This is a genomic window from Escherichia sp. WS1265, from assembly GCF_046487585.1.
Classification (GTDB): domain Bacteria; phylum Pseudomonadota; class Gammaproteobacteria; order Enterobacterales; family Enterobacteriaceae; genus Escherichia; species Escherichia coli.
Window position 1 is genome coordinate 45,167 of record NZ_JBJQJE010000026.1, and the last position, 25,439, is coordinate 70,605.

The 25,439-nt window shown below is 52.0% G+C and carries 24 protein-coding genes; 14 read left to right on the forward strand and 10 right to left on the reverse strand.

Annotated elements, in window-relative coordinates:
- Positions 1-24: 24 nt before the first annotated feature.
- Positions 25-648, forward strand: a complete 624-nt coding sequence (locus tag ACJHX3_RS21455) for a TRIC cation channel family protein (protein WP_000964221.1) — start codon at positions 25-27, stop codon at positions 646-648.
- Positions 649-694: 46 nt separating this feature from the next.
- Here ACJHX3_RS21455 and erpA read toward each other — a convergent pair whose 3' ends face one another.
- The 4 genes from erpA to yadX are packed head-to-tail and all read right to left on the reverse strand — an operon-like array spanning position 695 to position 2,601.
- Positions 695-1,039, reverse strand: coding sequence for an iron-sulfur cluster insertion protein ErpA (gene erpA / locus ACJHX3_RS21460; RefSeq protein WP_001295564.1), 345 nt, complete (start codon positions 1,037-1,039; stop codon positions 695-697).
- A complete protein-coding gene (gene yadW / locus ACJHX3_RS21465; RefSeq protein WP_120795373.1) occupies positions 1,032-1,097 on the reverse strand; it encodes a small protein YadW in 66 nt (21 codons plus the stop codon). The genes erpA and yadW overlap by 8 nt, the downstream gene beginning before the upstream one ends.
- A gap of 23 nt (positions 1,098-1,120) precedes the next feature.
- A complete protein-coding gene (clcA, locus tag ACJHX3_RS21470; RefSeq protein ID WP_000845394.1) occupies positions 1,121-2,542 on the reverse strand; it encodes a H(+)/Cl(-) exchange transporter ClcA in 1,422 nt (473 codons plus the stop codon).
- Positions 2,543-2,553: 11 nt separating this feature from the next.
- Complete coding sequence (yadX, locus tag ACJHX3_RS21475; protein ID WP_211180485.1) at positions 2,554-2,601, reverse strand: protein YadX; 48 nt, start codon at positions 2,599-2,601, stop codon at positions 2,554-2,556.
- Positions 2,602-2,766: 165 nt separating this feature from the next.
- On the opposite strand from yadX, the gene hemL reads away from it, so the two are divergent.
- Positions 2,767-4,047 carry a glutamate-1-semialdehyde 2,1-aminomutase gene (gene hemL / locus ACJHX3_RS21480; RefSeq protein WP_000045289.1) on the forward strand — a complete coding sequence of 427 codons (1,281 nt, stop codon included), beginning with the start codon at positions 2,767-2,769 and terminating at the stop codon, positions 4,045-4,047.
- Between the two features lie 34 nt (positions 4,048-4,081).
- On the opposite strand, the gene fhuB is transcribed toward hemL, so the two are convergent.
- From fhuB to hrpB, 6 genes are all read right to left on the reverse strand, one after another.
- Positions 4,082-6,064 (reverse strand): Fe(3+)-hydroxamate ABC transporter permease FhuB, encoded by a 1,983-nt coding sequence (gene fhuB / locus ACJHX3_RS21485; RefSeq protein WP_000044040.1) that lies wholly within the window; start codon positions 6,062-6,064, stop codon positions 4,082-4,084.
- On the reverse strand, positions 6,061-6,951 hold the full coding sequence (gene fhuD / locus ACJHX3_RS21490; RefSeq protein ID WP_001308368.1) for a Fe(3+)-hydroxamate ABC transporter substrate-binding protein FhuD: 891 nt from the start codon (positions 6,949-6,951) through the stop codon (positions 6,061-6,063). Before fhuD ends, fhuB begins: the two co-directional genes overlap by 4 nt.
- Positions 6,951-7,748 (reverse strand): Fe3+-hydroxamate ABC transporter ATP-binding protein FhuC, encoded by a 798-nt coding sequence (gene fhuC / locus ACJHX3_RS21495; RefSeq protein WP_001158929.1) that lies wholly within the window; start codon positions 7,746-7,748, stop codon positions 6,951-6,953. The genes fhuD and fhuC overlap by 1 nt, the downstream gene beginning before the upstream one ends.
- A gap of 50 nt (positions 7,749-7,798) precedes the next feature.
- Positions 7,799-10,042 carry a ferrichrome porin FhuA gene (fhuA, locus tag ACJHX3_RS21500; protein ID WP_000124416.1) on the reverse strand — a complete coding sequence of 748 codons (2,244 nt, stop codon included), beginning with the start codon at positions 10,040-10,042 and terminating at the stop codon, positions 7,799-7,801.
- A 219-nt stretch (positions 10,043-10,261) separates the two neighbouring features.
- Positions 10,262-12,793, reverse strand: a complete 2,532-nt coding sequence (mrcB, locus tag ACJHX3_RS21505) for a bifunctional glycosyl transferase/transpeptidase (RefSeq protein WP_000918206.1) — start codon at positions 12,791-12,793, stop codon at positions 10,262-10,264.
- 93 nt (positions 12,794-12,886) lie between these two features.
- On the reverse strand, positions 12,887-15,316 hold the full coding sequence (hrpB, locus tag ACJHX3_RS21510; RefSeq protein ID WP_001469023.1) for an ATP-dependent helicase HrpB: 2,430 nt from the start codon (positions 15,314-15,316) through the stop codon (positions 12,887-12,889).
- A 73-nt stretch (positions 15,317-15,389) separates the two neighbouring features.
- Between hrpB and thpR the strand changes: the two genes are divergently transcribed.
- The 12 genes from thpR to ACJHX3_RS21570 form a co-directional block, all read left to right on the forward strand.
- Positions 15,390-15,920, forward strand: a complete 531-nt coding sequence (gene thpR / locus ACJHX3_RS21515) for an RNA 2',3'-cyclic phosphodiesterase (RefSeq protein ID WP_001294687.1) — start codon at positions 15,390-15,392, stop codon at positions 15,918-15,920.
- Between the two features lie 14 nt (positions 15,921-15,934).
- Entirely contained in the window at positions 15,935-16,639 is a 705-nt protein-coding gene (gene sfsA, locus ACJHX3_RS21520; protein WP_000396038.1) for a DNA/RNA nuclease SfsA, read from the forward strand.
- 177 nt (positions 16,640-16,816) lie between these two features.
- Entirely contained in the window at positions 16,817-17,272 is a 456-nt protein-coding gene (gene dksA / locus ACJHX3_RS21525; protein ID WP_001155227.1) for an RNA polymerase-binding protein DksA, read from the forward strand.
- Between the two features lie 66 nt (positions 17,273-17,338).
- A complete protein-coding gene (gene gluQRS, locus ACJHX3_RS21530) occupies positions 17,339-18,235 on the forward strand; it encodes a tRNA glutamyl-Q(34) synthetase GluQRS (RefSeq protein WP_032145728.1) in 897 nt (298 codons plus the stop codon).
- A gap of 59 nt (positions 18,236-18,294) precedes the next feature.
- Positions 18,295-19,692 carry a polynucleotide adenylyltransferase PcnB gene (pcnB, locus tag ACJHX3_RS21535; RefSeq protein ID WP_014639063.1) on the forward strand — a complete coding sequence of 466 codons (1,398 nt, stop codon included), beginning with the start codon at positions 18,295-18,297 and terminating at the stop codon, positions 19,690-19,692.
- Complete coding sequence (gene folK / locus ACJHX3_RS21540) at positions 19,689-20,168, forward strand: 2-amino-4-hydroxy-6-hydroxymethyldihydropteridine diphosphokinase (RefSeq protein WP_024216587.1); 480 nt, start codon at positions 19,689-19,691, stop codon at positions 20,166-20,168. Before pcnB ends, folK begins: the two co-directional genes overlap by 4 nt.
- 369 nt (positions 20,169-20,537) lie before the next feature.
- Positions 20,538-21,122, forward strand: a complete 585-nt coding sequence (locus ACJHX3_RS21545; RefSeq protein ID WP_094308457.1) for a fimbrial protein — start codon at positions 20,538-20,540, stop codon at positions 21,120-21,122.
- A gap of 105 nt (positions 21,123-21,227) precedes the next feature.
- Positions 21,228-21,968, forward strand: a complete 741-nt coding sequence (locus ACJHX3_RS21550; protein WP_000465939.1) for a fimbrial chaperone — start codon at positions 21,228-21,230, stop codon at positions 21,966-21,968.
- The gene (locus ACJHX3_RS21555; protein ID WP_042064703.1) at positions 21,955-24,603 is read left to right on the forward strand and encodes an outer membrane usher protein; all 2,649 of its coding nucleotides are present in this window, start codon (positions 21,955-21,957) and stop codon (positions 24,601-24,603) included. The genes ACJHX3_RS21550 and ACJHX3_RS21555 overlap by 14 nt, the downstream gene beginning before the upstream one ends.
- A gap of 16 nt (positions 24,604-24,619) precedes the next feature.
- On the forward strand, positions 24,620-25,186 hold the full coding sequence (locus tag ACJHX3_RS21560; protein WP_000589979.1) for a fimbrial protein: 567 nt from the start codon (positions 24,620-24,622) through the stop codon (positions 25,184-25,186).
- 11 nt (positions 25,187-25,197) lie between these two features.
- Positions 25,198-25,350, forward strand: coding sequence for a hypothetical protein (locus ACJHX3_RS21565; protein WP_410236205.1), 153 nt, complete (start codon positions 25,198-25,200; stop codon positions 25,348-25,350).
- 33 nt (positions 25,351-25,383) lie between these two features.
- A partial coding sequence (locus ACJHX3_RS21570; RefSeq protein WP_097491765.1) for an IS1 family transposase occupies positions 25,384-25,439 on the forward strand: 56 nt, incomplete at its 3' end.

Genomic DNA, 25,439 nt, shown 5'->3' on the forward strand with positions numbered 1-25,439 from the left:
CAGGTGCTCAGTGGGGATTGAACAATGCTCGTCTATTGGCTGGATATAGTCGGCACAGCGGTATTTGCCATCTCCGGCGTTTTGTTAGCCGGAAAATTGCGTATGGACCCTTTTGGTGTTCTGGTACTGGGCGTGGTTACCGCAGTAGGCGGCGGAACAATTCGCGACATGGCGCTGGATCACGGCCCGGTATTTTGGGTGAAAGATCCCACCGATCTGGTCGTTGCAATGGTCACCAGCATGCTGACCATCGTGCTGGTGCGCCAGCCAAGACGCTTACCAAAATGGATGTTGCCGGTGCTGGACGCTGTTGGTCTGGCGGTGTTTGTCGGCATTGGCGTGAATAAAGCCTTTAATGCGGAAGCCGGTCCGTTAATCGCGGTTTGTATGGGCGTCATTACTGGCGTTGGCGGCGGGATCATTCGTGATGTACTGGCCCGCGAAATCCCCATGATTTTACGTACAGAAATCTACGCAACAGCCTGTATTATCGGCGGTATTGTCCACGCTACGGCTTATTACACATTTTCCGTACCACTGGAAACAGCCAGTATGATGGGCATGGTCGTGACGCTATTGATTCGGCTGGCGGCTATTCGTTGGCATCTTAAGCTACCGACGTTTGCGCTGGATGAGAATGGGCGTTGAAGAGAGAAGATGTGCCGGATAGTTTATCCGGCACATGAACAACAGATTAGATACTAAAGGAAGAACCGCAACCGCAGGTGCTTTTCGCGTTCGGGTTGGTCACGATGAAACGAGAACCTTCCAGACCTTCGGTATAATCAACGGAACCGCCGACCAGATATTGCAGGCTCATCGGATCAACCACCAGGCCAACGCCCTGTTTTTCGATGGTCATATCGCCTTCGTTCACCTGATCATCAAAGGTGAAACCATACTGGAAGCCGCTGCAACCGCCACCGGTGATATACACGCGTAATTTCAGATTCGGGTTATCTTCGTCAGCGATCAGGCTTTTAACTTTGTTGGCTGCTGCGTCGGTAAACTCCAGCGGCAGTGCTACGTCATCACTCATATTTTGCTCCAAACGACATCGGCAATTGGGCAAATTCTAACCCAATAATAATCGCCATTATCTAATACCCTGGTATTTCGTTCAAGTATTCTCGCTGGCTGATGCGGCCTTGCTTCGCGCCAGTTGCTCAGCTTCCTGTTTTGCCAGCGTGCGCGCAAGAATCGCCGAGTATAGCGGTTTCCCGCCGGTAAATTGCGCTAATAGTGTTGCGCCAAGACCGGTAATAATCATAGGCAAAATGAGCTGGTAGTTATCGGTCATCTCCAGAACCAGAATGATCCCCGTTAACGGCGCGCGAATAGATGCCGCCAGTAATGCCCCCATTCCGGCAATAGCAAACGTCCCCGCCTCAAGGTGATATTGCGGAAACAGCTCAACGGCAACCATTCCGAAAGCGGTTCCCAGCACAGTACCCAGCGCCAGCATCGGGGCAAAAATACCGCCCGGCGCGCCGGAAGAGAAGCAGAGTAAGGTGGTAATGACCCGCGCGACGAAGATAAACACCAGCATTCCCATGCTGAAATTCCCCGCGGTAGCGATAGGAATCAGGTTAAAACCGCCGCCCGACGTTGCTGGTGCCACAAACCCCAGCAATCCACACAGACCGCCAATCGCACCGCCCATCAGTACCCATTTGGTAATATTGCCGCCGTGCACACGGTGCAGCAAATCCTGCATCCCCAGCACCCATTTATTAAAAATAGGGCCGAAAATGCCAAAAATAATACCGAGGATCAGATAAAGCCATAGTGTATTAAGCGGCGCGTCAGAAAGTTTACCGACGTCAATCAACGCAACTTCATGATTAAAAATCCGGTACATAATGGTCGACATAATGACACCAATAAATACCGCTTTAATCGAAATTAACGTATAGCGAAACTGCGGACGCATCTCTTCGATAATAAACAAAATACCCGCCAGCGGCGCGTTAAAGGCCGCAGCCAGCCCCGCAGCAGCACCGGTTGCCAGCAGCGTATGGCGCGCTTCGTCACCTTTCAGGCGGAAAATATCAAGTACCATGCGACCGATATTACCGCCGATCTGCACGGTTGGCCCTTCGCGCCCCAGCACCATGCCTCCGCCGAGTGTTCCCAGCCCGCCAAAGAATTTCACCGGCAACACACGCCACCAGCGAACGGGACGTTGATCTTCCAGCGCCCCTTCAATTTCCGGGATCCCCGAACCACCTGCTTCCGGCGCGTATTTGCGCACCAAAAAGTAGCCGAACATCGCCAGCACCGCCGAACAGAGAAAAGCGACGGTTAACAGTAGCGGATAATTATCAGCAGTATGTACCAGTGCCCCCATACGTTGGTTCTGCAACCAGGCGACACCTTTGTCAAAAGCAACCGCAGCCAGCCCGACAAGCGTGCCGACGACTGCCGCCATAAACAAAATGGCTAACGGGGTTTTATCGCGCTCAAGAAGTTGGCGAATCAGTTGTCTGCGTCGCAGGCGCGCGGCCTGCGGTGTTTCTAAAGAGGGAGTATCAGTTTTCATCCAATGATCACTTATTGGTCATACAAATAAGATGACGGCATTTTACTCGCACGTTCCATGAAAATCCTTTGCAAAGCGTAATGTTTCAAATGCACAAAACTTTTATACTCTAAGAAATCAGGATTGCACCAGTACAAGCAGCCTGATGTTTGACGAGTATTTAACTTGTTATGAATAACATAGAATAGCAGCCATTCACTTTTTCTACGAATCAGGAACCCTCCATGAGTAAGTCTGAAAATCTTTACAGCGCAGCGCGCGAGCTGATCCCTGGCGGTGTGAACTCCCCTGTTCGCGCCTTTACTGGCGTGGGCGGCACTCCACTGTTTATCGAAAAAGCGGACGGCGCTTATCTGTACGATGTTGATGGCAAAGCCTATATCGATTATGTCGGTTCCTGGGGGCCGATGGTGCTGGGCCATAACCATCCGGCGATCCGCAATGCCGTGATTGAAGCCGCCGAGCGTGGTTTAAGCTTTGGTGCACCGACCGAAATGGAAGTGAAAATGGCGCAACTGGTGACCGAACTGGTCCCGACCATGGATATGGTGCGCATGGTGAACTCCGGCACTGAAGCGACGATGAGCGCCATCCGCCTGGCCCGTGGTTTTACCGGTCGCGACAAAATTATTAAATTTGAAGGTTGTTACCACGGTCACGCTGACTGCCTGCTGGTGAAAGCCGGTTCTGGTGCACTCACGTTAGGCCAGCCAAACTCGCCGGGCGTTCCGGCAGATTTCGCCAAACATACCTTAACCTGTACTTATAACGATCTGGCCTCTGTACGCGCCGCGTTTGAGCAATACCCGCAAGAGATTGCCTGTATTATCGTCGAGCCGGTGGCAGGCAATATGAACTGCGTTCCACCGCTGCCAGAGTTCCTGCCAGGTCTGCGCGCGCTGTGCGACGAATTTGGCGCGTTGCTGATCATCGATGAAGTGATGACCGGTTTTCGCGTAGCGCTAGCTGGCGCACAGGATTATTACGGTGTGGAACCGGATCTCACCTGCCTCGGCAAAATCATCGGCGGTGGAATGCCGGTAGGCGCATTCGGTGGTCGTCGTGATGTAATGGATGCGCTGGCCCCGACCGGTCCGATCTATCAGGCGGGTACGCTTTCCGGTAACCCGATTGCGATGGCTGCTGGTTTCGCCTGTCTGAATGAAGTCGCGCAGCCGGGTGTTCACGAAACGCTGGATGAGCTGACAACACGTCTGGCAGAAGGTCTGCTGGAAGCGGCAGAAGAAGCCGGAATTCCGCTGGTGGTAAACCACGTTGGCGGCATGTTCGGTATTTTCTTTACCGACGCCGAGTCCGTGACGTGCTATCAGGATGTAATGGCCTGTGACGTGGAACGCTTTAAGCGTTTCTTCCATATGATGCTGGACGAAGGTGTTTACCTGGCACCGTCAGCGTTTGAAGCGGGTTTTATGTCTGTGGCGCACAGCATGGAAGATATCAATAACACCATCGATGCTGCACGTCGGGTGTTTGCGAAGTTGTGATGATTTTGCCTCGCCCACCGGGCGAGGCATTCAATTAACGGCTCTGCTTTCTCAACAAATAGATAAAATATGGCGCGCCGATAAAGGTCGACAGCAGCCCCGCTGGGATCTGGAATGGAAACAGCACCATCCGCCCACACCAGTCAGCGAACACCAGCAGTAATCCTCCCACCAGCGCCGAAATTACGATGTGTGGCATCGTCCGTCGAAAGCCCATCATCCGCGCAATATGCGGTGCCATTAAACCAACAAAACTCAACGGTCCAATGGTCATTGTCGCAGTCGCTGTCAGGCAAGCCGCTAACAGCAGCAGCGCAATTCGCGTCGGCGTCAGCGCCATCCCCACGGCTCGTGCGGTATCACCTCCCAGCGGTAAAATGGTCAGCCAGCGGCGGCACAGCGGGGTAATCGCCAGCAAAATCACCATCACAATTCCGGTACGCCAGACCTGCGCATCGGTCGCGTTGTAGGTCGAACCGGAAATCCAGGTCAGAACTTGCGCCATTCGCGGGTCACCACTTGCCTGCAACATCATCAAAAGCATGGTGAACGCGGTACTTAACGCCATCCCCGCCAGTAACATGCGGTGTGGGGAAAATCCACCGCGTCCGGCGGCGATCATAATGATCAACAGCGTCACCGCCGCGCCGAGACTGCCTGCAGGTAACAGCCAGCCAAAGGCATTACCCGGCACCAGAAACAGCATCAACACCACGCCAAACGCCGCGCCGGAGCTAATCCCCAGCACTTCCGGGCTTGCCATCGGGTTTCCGGTCAGCCGCTGAATAATACAGCCCGCCACCGCCAGCATGACGCCCGCAAACAGCGCCGCCATAATTCGCGGCCAGCGCCAGGGCATTAAATCCTCGAGCAACGCCCCGCTCGCCCACGTCCAGCCGTGCGCATCACGACCAAACGACAGCGCCACTACCACAGCCATCAACAGCAGCACGCCGCCCGCGAGGGCAAACGCCAGCACATGTTGGCGTTCAGTCGCGACACGATCGTTGACCTTCATATCCGGCGCGCTAATGCTGCGTAAACGCGGCAGCAGCCACAGTAGCAGCGGCGCACCGATCAACGCAGTGACCGAACCGGTGGAAACTTCCATCCACACGCGAGTCAGCCAGAGGATGATTTGATCAGAAAGCCACAGAATTAACGCACCAATCAGCGACGCCAGCATCAACCGTGGCAACAAACGCCGCGCCCCCAGCATTTTTGCCAGCAGTGGCGCGAACAACCCGATAAAGCCGATAATCCCCACTGCGTTCACCAGCAGCGCACTGATGACTATCGCCAGCGACAGCGCCGCCAGACGCGCGAGCGACAAGGCCAGCCCGAGGTTGCGCGCCACGCCATCATCAAGCCCCATCAGGGTTAACGGACGAAGTAGCAGTAACGTCAGCATCACGCCGCCCAGCAGCTGCGGCCATAAACGCTCAACGCCGCCCCAGTCGGTTTGCGTCAGCGTTCCGGTGCTCCAGAGGAACATGCTTTGTAGCTGGTCGTGATGGAAGATAACCAGTAACTGATTGATTGCCCCGCAATAAAGGCTCACCACCAGCCCCGCGAGGATCAGCGTTACCGGAGAAAGCCGTTTCCCCCACGCGACGCCAAAGACGATTAAGCCAACCACACAAGCCCCTGCCAGCGCAGCAAACTGGCTCGCCATCGCGCCGGGGATCGCCCAGAGCGTAGTGACGGTAATCCCCAGTTGCGCGCCTGTAGCAACGCCAAGTGTCGTCGGTTCCGCCAGCGGGTTACGCAGCACTTGCTGAAACAGCACACCCACCAGCCCCAGGCCCGCGCCTACCAGCAGCGAAATCGCCAGACGCGGCAACAAGCTGTAGTGAAAAATCATCTGCTCGATGACGTCAATATCCGGCGACCAGGCAGCCTGCGCCCACTGGCTACGCGGCAGCGCTTGCGAAAAGTTCATCCAGGTGAGCGCCGCTGCGACAATAACCAGCAGCGCCAGCAATAACGCCGGGAAAAGCGCAATTCGTTTACTCACGCTTTACCTCCGATGGCGTTATCCAGAATACGCACAAAGTGCATTGCCGAAAGCGTCGCGCCATAGAACCAGACCGCCGGAACGCGCTGAAAACGTCCTGCACGGACAAACGGCATGGCCTGCCACAGCGGGGTTGCCATTAGCGCATCCATGTCTTTGCTGTTGTCGTGATCAAAACAGAGCACATCAACGTCTTTATACGCTGCCAGACGATCGATACTGACGGCGGTACTGCCCCAGAAGTTGGTTTCCCCTTGCCAGGCATTTGGGATGCCGTACTCATCAAGAATTTCCTGGAACAAGCTGTTTGGACCGAAGACCAGCATATGGCGCGGATCGATAAGTGTCGTCAGCAATAACGGGCGCGCACCACGCTTCACAAAGCGGGGTTTCATGCTGCGGATAAAGTCTTCATAGTGCGCTAAATGCGTTTCTGCTGCGCTTTGCAGGTTAAGTAAATCTGCCATTTCCGTCAGTGACTTACGCGCCATCGCCAGCGGCTGTTTGCCGTCGCTGAAGTTAAATCCGCGCCCAGGCGCAATGCGTGCCAGCATTTCTGGTGAAGGGCCATACCCTGCCGACCAGACCATAAACGACGGTTTCATTTCGGTCAGCAGTTCAAGGTTAGGTTCTGTACGCAAACCAACGTCAATCACTGAATCCGGCAATGGCGGTTCGCTGACCCACAGGCGATAGTTGATGGTATCCGCCACGCCGTAAGGCACGATGCCGAGCGCCAGCAGTAATTCCACCGGCAACCACTCCAGCGCCACAATACGATTGGGATCAATAGCCGCCGCGTGGGCGGTATTCATCTGCCATAACAACGGAGAAAGCGCCATCGCCGTTAACAGTCGACGGCGCGAAATAAGAGGTAAGCCGCTCATCAATAAACAAAACTCACAGGTGCAGCACCCGCCGGATGCGGCAAAATACCCATCGGGATGCCATAAATCATTTCGAGGGTTTCGCCGCGCATAATTTCCGCAGGCGTTCCCTGAGCAATCATTTCACCGCCGCGCAGGGCGACCAGATAATCACAGTAACGCGCAGCCATATTGATATCGTGCAGCACGGCAATGACCGTCAGGCCACGCTCCTGACTTAAACGATGCACCAGCGCCAGCACATCAACCTGGTGGGCGATATCCAGCGCCGAGGTCGGTTCGTCGAGCAACAGACAACGGCTATCCTGCGCCACCAGCATGGCGATCCACGCCCGCTGACGTTCGCCGCCAGAGAGACTATCGACCAGCCGATGCGCCAGCGGTTTTAAGCCAACCAGCGAGATAGCTTCCTCGACCTTTTCGCGATCTGCCGCACCAAAGCGCCCCAGCGCGCCATGCCACGGGTAACGACCAATCGCCACCAGTTCACGCACGGTCATCCCTTCTGCCGGAGGAAGCTGCTGCGGCAAATAAGCCACTTTGCGGGCAAACGCTTTGCTGCTCCAGCTTTCCAGCGGTTGGGCATCAAGAAGAATCTCCCCTTCCGACGGTGGCTGGTGACGACCAAGCATTTTGAGCAGAGTGGATTTACCAGAACCGTTGTGACCAATCAGACCGGTCACTTTCCCGGCAGGAAAGGTTAACGACAGCGGATGCAAAAGCGTGCGCCCGGGCACACGAAAGGAGATATTACGCAGTGCAAAAGTGGTATCGGAATGATTCGTGTATTCCTGCATAACAGCCAACTTGTGAAGCGGGCACGGAAATCCGTGCCCCAAAGAAAAAATTAGAAGCGGAAGGTTGCGGTTGCAACGACCTGACGTTCTGCGCCCCAGAAGCAGCCATAGGTGTTAAAGCAGCTGGCGACGTATTCACGATCGAACAGGTTGTTGACATGCAGCGCCACGTTGGAGCCAGCCATGCCGACTCGTGCCAGATCATAACGCACTAACGCATCCACGACCGTATAACTTCCCACTTTAAAGGAGTTAGCCGGATCACCATAGCTGGAGCCAGTATAACGACCACCGGTGCCCAGCGTCAGACCTGAAAGCGGACCGTCAAAGAAGGTATAGTCAGCCCACAGCGAAGCCATGTGTTTTGGCACCTGTGCAGGCGTATTGCCTTTATAGGTAGTGTCGGTGGTGTATTCCGCATCGGTGTAAGTATAAGAACCTACTACGTTAACACTCGCCGACAGCGCCGCTTTCGCTTCGATTTCTACGCCACGAGCGCGGATCTCGCCACCTTCAACCGAGAAGAAGGAACCCTCAGGGTCCGCCATCAGGTTGTTGGTTTTAGTGAGATTATACACTGCACCAGTAACTACAATCGGACGATCTTCCGGTACATATTTCACGCCGACTTCATACTGCTTACCTTTAGACGGTGCAAAAATATTACCATCCTTCCCAACTTGCGAAGAAGGTTCAAACGATTCGCTATAGCTGAAGTAAGGTGTTACACCATTATCAAACAGGTAGTTAACACCACCACGCCAGGTAAACTGTTTGTCATCACGTTTATCGGTCGTTCCCGCTACGCGGTTAAGAGATTCTTGATCTGCCCAGTCGTAACGACCGCCCAGGGTGACCAGCACTTTATCCCACTGCGCCTGATCCTGAACATAAACACCCGTTTGTTTCTGCTTATTCAGAATGCGGTAAGGACCGGAGTTTGCCGGATCTTTCGCATTGAAATCGAAATCGGTATTCACCGGATTGTACAGATCGAGCAGTGGCACAGAGTCGTCGTAACCAAACCAGGCGTTGATGTCATTACGCATACGCATAAAGTCGACACCGGTCAACAGGGTGTGGTCGATATCGCCAGTGGCAAACTTGCTCTGCAACTGGGTATCAACGGAGAAGTTTTGCAGCTTCTCATCATCAACGACGTATTTACGTGCCAGATAATGGCCTTTATCCGCTGGCGCTAATGCCGCACACTGTTTGCTGTAAGCATTCGCCGGATCGGAGCAGACGCCGTAACCATAAACGCTGTTTTGCGAGGTTTTGTTTTCAGCAAAGCGCAGGTTCTGACGCACAGTAAAGGTGTCGTTAAATTCGTGATCGAAGCTGTAGCCCACCATCTTCTCATTACGAGAATAGGTGTTGTTCTTCGCCCCTTCGTTAAAGTCTGTCGGCAGACGCTTACCGTTCGGTAGCGGCTCAACAGTTCCCTCTTTCGGCAACCAGCCGTAATAACCGGTTTCCGGCTCGTTCTGGAAGTAAGAAAGGAAGGTGAAATTGGTTTTATCATCCGGACGCCAGGTGAACGCCGGTGCAATAGCATAACGCTGCTCTTCTGAGCCTTTCTGCTGGGCATTGGCAGAACGCGCAAGACCGGTCAGGCGATAAGAGTAAACACCGTCATCATCCAACGCATCGCTAAAGTCAAAACCAGTCTGGAACAGGCTGTCAGTACCGGCTTTAAACTGAACTTCTTTCAGCGGTTCGGTGGTCGGACGCTTGCTGACCATATTCAACAGACCGCCAGGACTGCTTTTACCGTAAAGCACGGAAACCGGGCCACGCATAATTTCAGCGCGTTCCAGCATATACGGGTCAATGACCGCATCGTTATAGAAGTTGCCCTGCAACTTCAGGCCATTCAGATAGTTATTCTGACTTTGGCCTTCTGCTGCAAAGCCGCGAATGATCAGGTGGTCATAGGTGTTGGATGCGCCACGCGTACCAACAGAGACACCCGGCGTGTAGCTAAGCGCCTCTTTTACTGACTTCGGCTGATGCAGCGCCATCTCTTCGGCGGTCACAACAGAAATAGACTGTGGCACTTTTTGAATCGGCGTATCTGTTTTGGTGCCGGTAGCGGACTGTCGCGCCGCAATAGTTGCAGCTGGCCCCCATGCGCTTTCTTGCGGCGCAGGTGCAGCGGTAACGGTGATAGTGTCTTCTTTCGGTTCAACCGCTGCCTGTGCATAAACAGACATGCCGCTAACCGCTGTGGCTACTACAACTGCGATTTTACGCAGTGAATGTTTTGGCTGAGCAGTTTTGGAACGCGCCATTGGTATATCTCTGATGTAAAGTGAATGATAACGTAAACGAGAATGATTATTATAAAGATAAGATAATATTCGAAACGCTGGCGGGTTCGCAAGCGGTACGCAATCTGAGCGTTCCTGAAGGGTTAATAAACAACCAGATGAAAAGAAAGGGTTAATACTTTAGGTGGGATGTTATTTTACCGGATGGCTACTCGCCATCCGGTATGTCACGCTTAGACGTTAATTACTACCAAACATATCCTTGATCCAACCGGCTACACCGTCGCTGTCTTTCTGCTCTTGCTGAGCAGGTTGCTGTTGCGGCTGTTGCTGCGGCTGAGAAGACTGATCAAACGGATTGCCTGACGGCTGCTGCTGCATCTCACTCTGCTGGCACAGCGATTGCGGATCGCTGGTCCAGACCGGCAAGACACGCATGCCACCGCTGCAAACAAAGTTGCCGTCGTAGTCCACGCCCATATCTGCAATATCTTCTGGCGGAACAAGATTCAGCGGCGTTGGCGTCTGGTTAGCCAGATAACGCTGATAAATCGACATTGCCCCGCTGGCTCCATACAGTTTGGTCGGTTGGTTGTTATCACGGCCGACCCAGGTGATGGTCACCGTGCTGCCGTCAATGCCCGCAAACCAGGTATCTACGTTGTTGTTGGTAGTCCCGGTTTTTCCCGCCAGATGCAGATTTGGATATTTCGCCCCAAGCTGACGCCCCGTACCACGTTGTACCACCTGCTGCATGGTCCATAGTGTCAGATACGCCGCCTGCGCCGGAACAGCGCGTTCTGCCTGCGGGAAGCTCTGATACAGCACCTTGCCATCTTCCGCGATTACCGAACGCAGCGCAGAAAGCGGAGCACGGTTACCGCCGCTGGCGATGGTCTGGAATGCCTGCGCCACTTCGATTGGCGTTAAGTTCAACGCCCCCAGCAGCATTGCCGGAACCGGATGCAGCTGATCTTTCGGTACGCCCAGTTTGATCCAGGTCTCCGTAACCGCAGGCAGCCCCAACGCCATGCCCAGATTCACCGTCGGCACGTTCATCGAACGGGTCAACGCATCTACCAGCATCACTCTGCCACTTTCGCTATAACGACGGTCATCATTCTGCGGTGACCAGACCTGGCCATTCGGCTGACGCAGCGCGATTGGTGCATCGGCAATCCACGTATTCAAACGATAGATTTTCGGCTGGCTTAAGGCAGTCAGATAAGTCGCTGGTTTTGCAAGAGAACCAATCGAGCGACGCGCCTGCATCGCACGGTTGTAGCCCGCAAACTGCGGCTCAGAACCACCGACCATCGCACGAACTTCACCACTAAAGCGGTCGACGACCACAATCGCAGTTTCAAGATCGCTCAGCTTACGCTGTTTCTTCAGTGCCGGAATGCCTTCCACGGCGGCTTTTTCTGCCGCGTCCTGTGCCACCGAGTCAAAGGTAGTGAAGATCTTCACGCCGGAGAGATCTTTTACCTTATCGCCCAGTTTTGCCTGCAGCTCCTGACGCACCAGTTGCATAAAGGCTGGCTGAGGAGAGATCACCCCACCGCGCGGCTGAACACCCAGCGGACGTGCACTCAACATGTCATAGAGTTCTTGATCAATAATCTGTTGCTGTTGCAGCAAACGTAGCACCAGGTTACGTCGCTCCAGCGCCAGTTTCGGGTTACGCCACGGATTGTAGATGGACGCCCCTTTCACCATACCCACCAACAGCGCCTGCTGGTCGAGGCTCAATTCTTCTACCGGGCGACCAAAGTAATACAAGCTCGCCAGCGGGAAGCCGCGGATTTCGTTGTCGCCGCTCTGACCGAGATACACCTCGTTCATATACAGCTCAAGAATACGGTCTTTGCTGTAACGCGCGTCCATGATAAGCGCCATGTAAGCTTCGTTCGCTTTACGCCAGTAAGAGCGCTCGCTGGAGAGGAACAGGTTTTTCACCAGCTGTTGCGTCAGCGTACTCGCACCCTGCACCGTGCGTCCGGCGGTCAGGTTTGCCAGCACCGCACGTCCGATGGAGTAGAGACTGATCCCATCATGCTCGTAGAAATGGCGGTCTTCTGTCGCCAGCAAAGTATCCACCAGCAAATCAGGGAAACCACTGCGCGGCACAAACAGACGTTGCTCACCGTTTGGCGAGGAGATCATGGTGATCAGGCGCGGATCAAGACGGAAGAAACCAAACTGACGGTTGTTCTCCATATTGACGATGGTCGCCAGATGATCGCCATCAAAGGTCAGACGCGCACGCACCTGCCCTTCTTTACTGTCCGGGAAATCAAACGGACGGCGGATCATCTCAATGCTGTTGGCCTGCACGGTAAATTCGCCAGGACGGGTCATTTTCGACACCTGACGATACTGGGTCGCCTCCAGCAGCTTCACCATTTCGTTCTTGCTGATGGTCATGTCTGGCTCAAGGTTGACCATTCGGCCATAAACTGCCGCGGGCAATTGCCAGACCTTGCCATCAATACGGCTGCGAATTTTTTGATCGAGATAAACGCCGTAAATGGCGATCAGCACGGCAAAAACGATAGCCAGTTTTAGCAGCAGCCATAGCCAGCCGCGTTTGCCACGAGGCTTACGCCCTTTGCCTTTGCCCTTACCTTTGCGCGGCATCGGTTCTTCATCCTCATAGTCATCATAATCGTCGTAATCGTCATCTTCGTAACGACGACGGCTTACCTTTTGTTTTACCGGACGCGTCGGTTTCCCTTTGCGTCCAATTGGCTCGCGGTCATTCCCGGCCATGCTTTTTCTCCGCAATATTCAGGCGCAAAAGCCCGATTTTCTGTTCTTCTGTTGCAAGACAGAAGAAGATATCTCTCAAATTTGCTTTGGTCTTCACGAATACTTTTTCGTCCGTCGCGTCGGTGCTGTGTTTGCCGGGTCGTCCGGCCAGACGTGTTTGGGATAACGCCCTTTCATCTCTTTTTGCACCTCACGGTACGCTCCTTTCCAGAAGGCGCTCAAATCACGCGTGATTTGCAGCGGCCTTTGGGCAGGGGAAAGCAACTCCAGCACCAGCGGCACGCGCCCCTGAGCGATCGTCGGATTGGTGGCCTCACCAAACATCTCCTGCATTCTCACCGCCAGCGCGGGCGGATTATCTTCATGATAACGAATGACGATCCGGCTTCCCGTCGGCACAGTGTAATGCGCAGGCAATTCACTATCCAGACGTTGCTGCATTCCCCAATCAAGTAATCCGCGTAGTGCCTGATAAATGTCGAGTGATTTCAGGCCGCGTAGTGAATGTACGCCAGTCATATGTGGCAGCAGCCACGTTTCCAGCGTCGCCAACAAACTCTCATCATCAACCGCTGGCCAGTCATATTCCGGCAACCACTTTGCGGCGCATAACAAACGCAAGCGTAGCTGTTCCGCTTCCGCCGTCCAGTTGAGCACGCTTAAACCTTTATCACGAATGCCGTTAAGCATCGCCTGATGCAACTCGTCTTCCGAGGGTTTCGCCAGTGGCTGCACTTTCACCGTCAACTGACCGATTTGCAGCCGACGCCAGGCTTTCAGCGTGCCTTGCGCGTCATCCCATTCCACGGTGTCAGACTGCTGTACCAGCTGCGGACAGCGTTGTACTAACTCATCAATATCGACCGGTAGCGCCAGTAAAATCCGTGCATCCGGCGAGGCGCTGCCCTGCAATAATAACGGTGCGATCAACCATTCGTGGCGGCTTAGCGCATCGTCGGCATCGAGCATCGCCCCCATGCCGTTTGCCAGTTGATAGCGTCCATCTTGCCCACGGCGACGAGCAATGCGATCGGCATACGCCCCGGCAAGTAGCGGCGCGATAAGAGAACTGTCTGCCTCACCGCCGCGTACGTTTAAACGTTTTAACAGTTGCTGACTACGTTGCTGCCAGGCTGGTTGATTGCGCGAAAACGCCACGCCCAGGTCACTATTGCCCATCCGTGGCGGCTCTTCGAGAATGGCGGCAATTTTTGCCGCGGTAGCAGCTTCGTCGTCGTTCTTCGCGCTAACCAGCATTGCCGCTAAACGCGGATCGTTACCCAGCGCTGCCATTTTTTGCCCTTGCGCACTAAGCCGTTCACCGTCCAGCGCCCCCAGCATCCGTAACATGCGTTTCGCGGCCAGTAGATTCACCGTTGGCGGTTGATCCAGCCAGCTCATCTGCGCCGGATCGCTGCATCCCCATTGCAGTAATTCCATCAGCAAACCGGAAAGATCGCTTTGTAATATCTCCGGTTCACTTTGCGCGGCAGCGCGTTCTGCTTGTTCTTTGGCGATTAAATGCAGGCAGATACCCGGCTCCAGACGCCCGGCGCGCCCGGCACGCTGCGTCATGGATGCCTGACTAACGCGTTGAGTAATCAGTCGCGTAAGCCCCGTGCGCGGATCAAAGCGCGCCACCCTTTCCTGAGCACAATCCACCACCAGACGAATACCTTCAATGGTTAAACTGGTTTCAGCAATATTGGTCGCCAGCACCACTTTGCGCATTCCTTGCGGTGCCGGAAGGATCGCTTTTCGCTGATCGTTCAGCGACAACGCGCCATACAGCGGGCAGAGCAACACATCACTGCCGATGCGCGAAGCCAGTTGTTCCTGCACGCGCTGAATTTCTCCGACGCCAGGTAAAAATAACAGTAATGATCCACTTTCCTGACGCAGCATTTCGGCGGTGGCTACCGCAACGGCTTCGTCAAAACGCTGATGCGCGGGCAGCGGTAAATAACGGCGTTCAACCGGAAACGAGCGCCCTTCTGAGATGACGACGGGCGCTTCTGGCAGCATTTGCTGCAAGCTGTCGTTGTCCAGCGTAGCCGACATAATCAGCAGTTTAAGGTCATCACGCAGACCTTGTTGCACATCGAGTAACAGCGCCAACGCCAAATCCGCCTGCAAGCTGCGCTCATGAAACTCATCGAGGATCACCAATCCAACACCGCTCAGTTCCGGGTCACGCTGGATCATGCGCGTCAGCACGCCTTCGGTAACCACTTCCAGGCGGGTATTCGGCCCGACGCGGTTTTGCGCACGCATCCGGTAGCCAACGGTATCGCCTGGCTTTTCGTTAAGCAGCTCCGCCAGTCGTTGCGCAACGTTACGCGCCGCCAAACGACGCGGCTCCAACAGGATAATTTTCCCGTTAATGCCGGGATGCGCCAGCAGTTGCAGCGGCAGCCAGGTTGATTTCCCGGCCCCGGTCGGCGCACTTAATAACACCTGCGATGCACAATCGAGAGCGGTAAGTAATTCAGGTAAGACGGCAGCAACGGGCAACGACGACACAAAACGCTCCAGAGGGTTAACATTCTTCGCGGCACATTGTAGCATCGCGGTAATTCATAACCGAGTGCCTCACATGTCTGAACCGCAACGGCTGTTCTTTGCTATCGACTTACCTGCAGAAATCCGCGAACAGATTATCCACTGGCGCGCCACACACTTCCCACCTGACGCGGGACGTCCGGTCGCCGCCGATAATTTGCATCTGACTCTGGCATTTTTAGGCGAAGTGAGCGCCGAGAAAGAGAAGGCGCTTTCTCTTTTAGCCGGGCGGATTCGTCAACCGGGTTTCACACTCACGCTTGATGACGCCGGTCAATGGCTGCGTTCGCGTGTGGTGTGGTTAGGGATGCGTCAGCCACCACGCGGCTTAATCCAGCTGGCGAATATGCTCCGTTCACAGGCTGCCCGCAGCGGTTGTTTTCAAAGCAATCGTCCGTTTCATCCACATATTACCTTATTGCGCGACGCCAGCGAGGCGGTGACAATCCCGCCGCCAGGTTTTAACTGGTCGTATACGGTGACGGAGTTCACCCTTTACGCCTCCTCGTTTGCCCGTGGACGCACACGCTACACGCCGCTAAAACGCTGGGCGCTAACGCAATAACAAGGATTGTCGTAATGGAATTTTCTCCCCCTCTACAGCGCGCGACGCTAATTCAGCGTTACAAACGTTTTTTAGCCGATGTGATCACACCCGATGGTCGCGAATTAACGCTACACTGCCCGAATACGGGTGCGATGACCGGTTGTGCAACGCCTGGCGATACCGTCTGGTATTCAACTTCAGACAACACCAAACGGAAATACCCACACACCTGGGAATTAACTCAAAGCCAGAGCGGCGCATTTATTTGCGTCAATACGCTTTGGGCTAACAGGCTGACGAAAGAGGCTATCCTTAATGAATCAATTTCAGAACTGTCAGGCTATAGCTCGCTGAAAAGCGAAGTAAAATACGGCGCAGAACGCAGCCGTATTGACTTTATGTTGCAGGCGGATTCGCGTCCAGACTGCTATATTGAAGTGAAATCGGTTACGTTAGCGGAGAACGAACAGGGATATTTTCCCGATGCGGTCACTGAACGAGGTCAGAAACACCTTCGGGAGTTGATGAGCGTAGCGGCTGAAGGCCAGCGTGCGGTTATCTTTTTTGCCGTGCTGCATTCAGCCATTACACGGTTTTCACCCGCGCGCCACATCGATGAGAAATACGCGCAACTATTGTCAGAAGCTCAACAGAGGGGGGTAGAAATTCTGGCTTACAAAGCGGAACTTTCTGCTGAAGGCATGGCTCTTAAAAAATCACTGCCGGTTACATTGTAGTAAAGTATGTAACTGGTTAATTTACATTCTGGTCGCGTGCGCAAATACGCTTTTCCTCACACAGTTGTCAAGTGTTACGTTTAGATAATTGCTATCCGGAAAAGCATCTGCTATTTATAGCGGCCTCATTTTTCCCCCGAACATGGGGATCGATAGTGCGTGTTAAGGAGAAGCAACATGCAAGAAGGGCAAAACCGTAAAACATCGTCCCTGAGTATTCTCGCCATCGCTGGGGTGGAACCATATCAGGAGAAGCCGGGCGAAGAGTATATGAATGAAGCCCAGCTGGCGCACTTCCGTCGTATTCTGGAAGCATGGCGTAATCAACTCAGGGATGAAGTCGATCGCACCGTTACACATATGCAGGATGAAGCAGCCAACTTCCCGGACCCGGTAGACCGTGCAGCCCAGGAAGAAGAGTTCAGCCTCGAACTGCGTAACCGCGATCGCGAGCGTAAGCTGATCAAAAAGATCGAGAAGACGCTGAAAAAAGTGGAAGACGAAGATTTCGGCTACTGCGAGTCCTGCGGTGTTGAAATTGGTATTCGCCGTCTGGAAGCGCGCCCGACAGCCGATCTGTGCATCGACTGCAAAACGCTGGCTGAAATTCGCGAAAAACAAATGGCTGGCTAATTACAGCCGTTCCATCACGTTTACCACAGGCGGGAAATGCTCCCGCCTTATTTTTTGTTCAACGAGATGACAGACACACACTATATTGGCCGCTTTGCCCCCTCTCCTTCCGGCGAGCTTCATTTTGGTTCTCTGATTGCCGCGCTTGGCAGCTATTTACAGGCTCGCGCCCGGCACGGTCGCTGGCTGGTACGCATTGAAGATATCGACCCGCCTCGTGAAGTTCCCGGTGCCGCAGAGACTATCCTGCGCCAGCTGGAACATTACGGCCTGCACTGGGACGGCGATGTTCTCTGGCAATCGCAACGTCACCACGCCTATCGCGAAGCACTCGCCTGGTTACATGAGCAAGGATTAAGTTATTACTGCACCTGCACGCGTGCGCGTATTCAAAGCATTGGCGGTATTTACGACGGTCATTGCCGGGAATTACATCATGGACCAGACAACGCCGCAGTACGTATCCGCCAGCAGCATCCGGTCACCCAGTTTACTGACCTGCTGCGAGGCATTATTCACGCCGACGAAAAACTGGCACGGGAAGATTTTATTATTCATCGCCGTGATGGTTTGTTTGCCTATAACCTGGCGGTGGTGGTGGATGATCACTTCCAGGGCGTGAGCGAAATTGTCCGCGGGGCAGATTTGATCGAACCGACAGTGCGGCAAATCTCGCTGTACCAGCTTTTTGGCTGGAAAGTGCCAGATTACATCCATTTACCGCTGGCGCTTAATCCACAAGGCGCTAAACTTTCCAAGCAGAATCATGCGCCTGCGTTGCCGAAAGGCGATCCGCGCCCGGTACTAATCGCGGCACTTCAATTTCTGGGTCAGCAGGCAGAAGCACACTGGCAGGATTTCAGCGTCGAGCAAATCCTTCAGTCAGCCGTCAAAAACTGGCGGCTTACCGCCGTGCCTGAGTCGGCAATTGTAAATTCAACATTCTCAAATGCGTCATGCTGAGCTATGATTAGCCGCTATTTTTTTGTCCTGAATGATGTTTGACACTACCGAGGTGTACTATTTTTACCCGAGTCGCTAATTTTTGCCGCAAGGTGCTAAGCCGCGAGGAAAGCGAGGCTGAACAGGCAGTCGCCCGTCCACAGGTGACGGTGATCCCGCGTGAGCAGCATGCTATTTCCCGCAAAGATATCAGTGAAAATGCCCTGAAGGTAATGTACAGGCTCAATAAAGCGGGATACGAAGCCTGGCTGGTTGGCGGCGGCGTGCGCGACCTGTTACTTGGCAAAAAGCCGAAAGATTTTGACGTAACCACTAACGCCACGCCTGAGCAGGTGCGCAAACTGTTCCGTAACTGCCGGCTGGTGGGTCGCCGTTTCCGTCTGGCTCATGTGATGTTTGGCCCGGAGATTATCGAAGTTGCGACCTTCCGTGGACATCACGAAGGTAACGTCAGCGACCGCACGACCTCCCAACGCGGGCAAAACGGCATGTTGCTGCGCGATAACATTTTCGGCTCCATCGAAGAAGACGCCCAGCGCCGCGATTTCACTATCAACAGCCTGTATTACAGCGTGGCAGATTTTACCGTCCGTGATTACGTTGGCGGCATGAAGGATCTGAAGGACGGCGTTATCCGTCTGATTGGTAACCCGGAAACGCGCTACCGTGAAGATCCGGTACGAATGCTGCGCGCGGTACGTTTTGCCGCCAAATTGGGTATGCGTATCAGTCCTGAAACCGCAGAACCGATCCCTCGCCTCGCTACCCTGCTGAACGATATCCCACCGGCACGCCTGTTTGAAGAATCGCTTAAACTGCTACAAGCGGGCTACGGTTACGAAACCTATAAGCTGCTGTGTGAATATCATCTGTTCCAGCCGCTGTTCCCGACCATTACCCGCTACTTCACGGAAAATGGCGACAGCCCGATGGAGCGGATCATTGAACAGGTGCTGAAGAATACCGATACGCGTATCCATAACGATATGCGCGTGAACCCGGCGTTCCTGTTTGCCGCCATGTTCTGGTACCCACTGCTGGAGACGGCACAGAAGATCGCCCAGGAAAGCGGCCTGACCTATCACGACGCTTTCGCGCTGGCGATGAACGACGTGCTGGACGAAGCCTGCCGTTCACTGGCGATCCCGAAACGTCTGACGACGTTAACCCGCGATATCTGGCAGTTGCAGTTGCGTATGTCCCGACGTCAGGGTAAACGCGCCTGGAAACTGCTGGAGCATCCTAAGTTCCGTGCGGCTTATGACCTGTTGGCCTTGCGAGCTGAAGTTGAACGTAACGCTGAACTGCAGCGTCTTGTGAAATGGTGGGGTGAGTTCCAGGTTTCCGCGCCACCAGACCAAAAAGGGATGCTCAACGAGCTGGATGAAGAGCCGTCACCGCGTCGCCGTTCTCGTCGTCCACGCAAACGCGCACCGCGTCGTGAGGGTACCGCATGACAGTGGCGTATATTGCCATAGGCAGCAATCTGGCCTCTCCACTGGAGCAGGTCAATGCTGCCCTGAAAGCATTAGGCGATATCCCTGAAAGCCGCATTCTTGCCGTTTCTTCGTTCTACCGCACCCCACCGCTGGGGCCGCAAGATCAACCCGATTACTTAAACGCAGCCGTGGCGCTGGAAACCTCTCTTGCACCTGAAGAGCTACTCAATCACACACAGCGTATCGAATTGCAGCAAGGTCGCGTCCGTAAAGCGGAACGCTGGGGACCGCGTACGCTGGATCTCGACATCATGCTGTTTGGTAATGAAGTGATAAATACCGAACGCCTGACCGTTCCGCACTACGATATGAAGAATCGTGGATTTATGCTGTGGCCACTGTTTGAAATTGCGCCGGGACTGGTGTTTCCTGATGGGGAGACGTTGCGTCAAATCTTACATACAAGAGCATTTGACAAATTAAACAAATGGTAATTTATTTATATTGCGAATATAAATATTTTCTGAAAATCACACCACCTCTCTTTCCTTAATAACGATTTTACTTTAAACATTTTTATAGAAACATAATATAAATTCCCGCAGATAAATATCAATCCCATCTCCATACCCTAACCAATTGCACTTGTGAACTTATTTTTACTTAATTTTGAATTAAGTAAATTTAATTTGTTTAAAAGCTTCTAAAGTGCACAATAGGCGACCTAATGAACAATGGTTGTAAATTTGGGTAACAAATATCATTGCTCATTAATATCTAACATTTGTTTCTCCTATTTGTGTCATGAATAGTCATTCTTCAAACATGTAGTCTGACTAATGGAATTTTATTCAAGGATTTTTATGTCTAAAAAATTAGGTTTTGCCCTGTCTGGTCTTATGCTGGCAATGGTTGCAGGTACTGCTTCTGCTAATATGGACGGTGGTCAGTTAAATATCAGTGGCCTGGTTGTTGATAACACCTGTGAAACCCGTGTTGACGGCGGTAACAAAGATGGCCTGATCCTGCTGCAAACCGCAACCGTTGGTGAAATCGATGCAGGCGTACTCGAAACTACCGTTGGTGCCAAGGCTAAACCTTTCAGCATCACCGTTGATTGCAGCAAAGCAAACCCTGCACCGGGCAGCTCTGCCAAAATGACTTTCGGTTCCGTGTTCTTTGGTAACAGCAAAGGTACGCTGAACAACGATATGTCTATCAATAACCCATCTGACGGTGTGAATATTGCTCTGCACAACATTGACGGTTCCACTGTTAAGCAGGTAAAAATTAATAATCCTGGCGATGTTTACACTAAAGCACTGGACGCGACCACTAAATCTGTAACCTATGATTTTAAAGCATCCTATGTTCGTGCTGTAAATGACCAGACGGCAACTGCTGGTTATGTAAAAACCAATACCGCATATACCGTTACTTATCAGTAATATTTCACCGAATTAATTGATTTAGTGAATATATAGGGAATAACATTGCCTGTAATTATGACAATGATTATTCCCTGTTCTAAATAATTCGATCAGGGATGGTTTATGTTTTTTAATACAAAACATACTGTAGCATTATGCTTTGCAACCTGTTTAGCTTTTAGCTCTTCAGCTATTGCAGATATCGTCATTTCAGGTACACGCGTTATTTACACAAGCGATCAAAAAAGTGTCAATGTACGTCTGGAAAATAAAGGCAATAACCCATTGCTGGTCCAGAGTTGGTTAGATACCGGAGATGATAACGCCGAACCTGGCAGTATCAATGTCCCATTTACGGCGACTCCCCCTGTTTCACGTATTGACGGCAAACGCGGTCAAACAATCAAGCTGATGTATACCGGCAGGTCTGCTTTACCCAAAGATCGGGAAAGTGTGTTTTGGTTCAATGTCCTCGAAGTTCCACCAAAACCCGACGCGGAAAAAATGGCTAACCAAAGCATGTTGCAACTGGCATTCCGTACTCGCATCAAACTGTTTTATCGTCCGGAAGGACTCACCGGAATACCTTCCGATGCTCCGGCTGCACTGAAGTGGTCGTGGACAACATCCGGCGGCAAAGTGGCGCTTCGTGTCGTTAATCCTACCCCCTTCTACGTCTCTTTCAGCAGTGGTGACGTTGTCGCCAGCGGAAAGCGTTATCCGTTAGACGTCAAAATGATCGCGCCACGCAGTGAAGATGCCATCACAGTTAATGGGATCAGTAGCAAAGTGAGTTCTGCAAAAGTTCACTTCTTTGCCATTAATGATTTTGGCGGCGCGATTGAAGGCAATGCCACTCTATAAAGTCTTCAAAACCACACGCAGCAGGAAGCAAAACGTGAACAAAAAAACAACTACAAATTATCACTATCCCTTTACGCATATCGCCACGTTTTGCGCACTGCTTTACAGCAGTAGTGCTTTAAGCGCCGAGCACGTTGAATATGACAATACCTTCCTGATGGGTCGTGATGCTTCAAATATTGATCTTAGTCGCTATAGCGAGGGTAACCCAACATTACCAGGCCTTTACGACGTCAGCGTTTATATCAACGACCAGCCCGTCACCAACCAGAGCATTGCCTTTGTTACGGTTGAGGGTAAGAAAAACGCTCAGGCTTGTCTCACCCTGAAGAACTTATTGCAGTTTCATATCAATCAACCCGATATCAATGCTGCTAATGCCGTGCTGCTTGCAAGAGATAACGAACTCGGGGATTGCCTCAACCTGGCGGAACTCATCCCCCAGACGTCGATTCGTTATGATGTCAACGATCAGCGCCTGGACATCTATGTTCCCCAGGCATGGGTAATGAAAAATTACCAAAACTATGTTGATCCTTCCTTGTGGGAAAACGGTATCAACGCGGCCATGTTGTCTTACAACGTCAACGCATATCACAGTGAAAGCCCCGACAGGAAAAATGACAGTGTTTATGCTGCTTTTAATGGCGGTATGAATTTAGGAGCATGGCGGTTACGCGCTACCGGTAACTACAGTTGGAGGAATGATTCAGACAGTAATTATGACTTTCAAAATCGCTACCTCCAGCGCGATCTCGCATCCTTACGCTCGCAGTTAATTGTCGGCGAGTCATATACCACGGGTGAAACCTTCGATTCAGTCAGCATTCGGGGAGTTCGCTTATATAGCGACAGTCGTATGTTACCCCCTGCGTTAGCCAGTTTTGCGCCAATTATTCATGGTGTTGCGAACACTAACGCCAAGGTCACTATTACCCAGGGCAGTTATAAGATCTATGAAACTACCGTACCGCCAGGTGCGTTTGTCATCGATGATCTTAGCCCATCGGGTTACGGCAGCGATCTTATCGTCACTATTGAAGAAGCGGATGGTTCGAAGCGAACTTTCTCGCAACCATTTTCATCAGTTGTACAGATGTTACGACCAGGCGTCGGTCGCTGGGATATCAGCGGTGGTCAGGTCATAAAAGACGATATACAAGACGAGCCCAATCTTTTTCAGGCCAGTTATTACTACGGTTTAAACAACTATCTGACCGGTTATACCGGGATCCAACTTACTGACAATCATTACACTGCCGGATTACTGGGTCTGGGCCTGAATACCGCTGTAGGTGCTTTTTCATTCGATATCACCCATTCAAATGTCAGCATTCCGGATGATAAAACCTACCAGGGGCAAAGCTATCGCCTCTCATGGAACAAATTATTCGAAAATACCAACACATCACTAAATATCGCGGCTTATCGCTATTCAACGCAGAATTACCTTGGCCTTAACGACGCACTGACTTTAATCGACGAAGTAAAACATCCGGAACAGGACCTCGAACCGCAAACCATGCGTAACTACTCTCGCATGAAAAATCAGGTGACGGTCAGCATTAGCCAACCGCTGAAATTTGAGAAGCAGGATTACGGTTCATTCTATCTCACTGGTGATTGGTCAGATTACTGGGCTTCCGGGCAAAATCGCAGCAATTACTCTATTGGTTACAGTAATAGCGCTTCCTGGGGAAGTTACAGCATCAGTGCACAACGTTCATGGAATGAGGATGGTGAAACGGATGATAGCATCTACCTTAGTTTCACCATTCCAATTGAAAAATTATTAGGCACAAGCCATCGCGATTCCGGTTTTCAGAGTATTGATACTCAGTTAAATAGTGATTTTAAAGGCAATAATCAGCTCAACATCAGCAGCAGTGGCTTTAGCGACGCAAATCGCGTCAGTTACAGCGTAAACACCGGCTATACAATGATGAAAGCCAGTGACGATTTAAGTTACATCGGTGGTTATGCCAGTTACGAATCGCCCTGGGGAACGCTTGCAGGTTCCGTTTCCGCAAGTAGCGATAACAGTCGTCAATTCTCGCTTAATACTGACGGTGGATTCGTGCTGCACAGCGGCGGCCTGACGTTCAGTAACGATAGTTTTAGCGACTCCGACACGCTTGCCGTTGTACAAGCACCTGGAGCAAAAGGTGCGCGCATTAACTATGGCAACAGTACAGTAGACCGCTGGGGATACGGCGTGACCAGCGCCCTCTCGCCATATCACGAAAACCGTATCGCTCTGGACATTAGCGGAATCGAAAATGATGTAGAAATGAAATCTACCAGTGCAATTGCCGTCCCTCGTCAGGGCTCTGTTGTCTTCGCCGATTTTGAAACCGTCCAGGGACAATCGGCAATCATGAATATTAAGCGTAATGACGGTAAAAATATTCCATTCGCGGCGGATATCTTTGATGAACAAAATAACATGATTGGTAACGTCGGCCAGGGCGGACAAGCTTTTGTTCGAGGCATCGAACAGCAAGGTAATATCCGCATAAACTGGGTTGAAGAGGGTAAACCTGTCGCATGTATTGCCCATTATAAGCAAACAGCAGATCAACAAAAAATAACACAAACTATTATTCTGAATGGAATTAGTTGTCAGATACAGTAACAACAAGGAATTTCACATGATAAAAATAGCACCCTATAAATTCGCGATACTGACAGGGATACTGTTATCTCCAGGTGTATTTGCTACCGATATAAATGTCGATTTTACGGCCACAGTTAAAGCGACAACATGTAATATTAAGATAACCGGTAATAATGTCACCGAAGACGGAAATGACAGTTATACGTTAACATTACCCAATATGGGTCTGGATCAAATAGTAAATAAAACCACCAGGGCCCAGGCTGACTTTACGATGGTAGCCAGTGGTTGCAGTGCAGGTATCAGCCATATTGATACTACATTGTCAGGTAATGGGTCCCGAACCTTTGATAGACTTGTTATACCGCTGTCTTCAGACACCACATCAACCACCAGTTATATCGGTATGGGGTTCAAAAAACGTAATGCTGGTGATGAAACATTTTTAAAACCAAACAGCGCAGAAAAAATACGCTGGAGCGCAACAGAAATTAGTACCACAGGTCTGGAAATGACCGTGGCACTACGTGAAACGAGCGCAGGTGAGGGGATACCCGGAGACTTTCGTGCTCAGGCAATTTTCAATTTCACCTATGAATAACAAGGATGACAATGATGAAATTTAAACCTTCACGTTTTGGATTATCGACTGCAACTATTCTGGCGGCATCAGTGCTCACTTTTTCGTCATTTGCTGCGACTGATAGCGTTAAATTAAATGTAAAAACCACGGTAGAAATGGGGGTGATGCTGCCAACTTACTGATTTAGTGTATGATGGTGTTTTTGAGGTGCTCCAGTGGCTTCTGTTTCTATCAGCTGTCCCTCCTGTTCAGCTACTGACGGGGTGGTGCG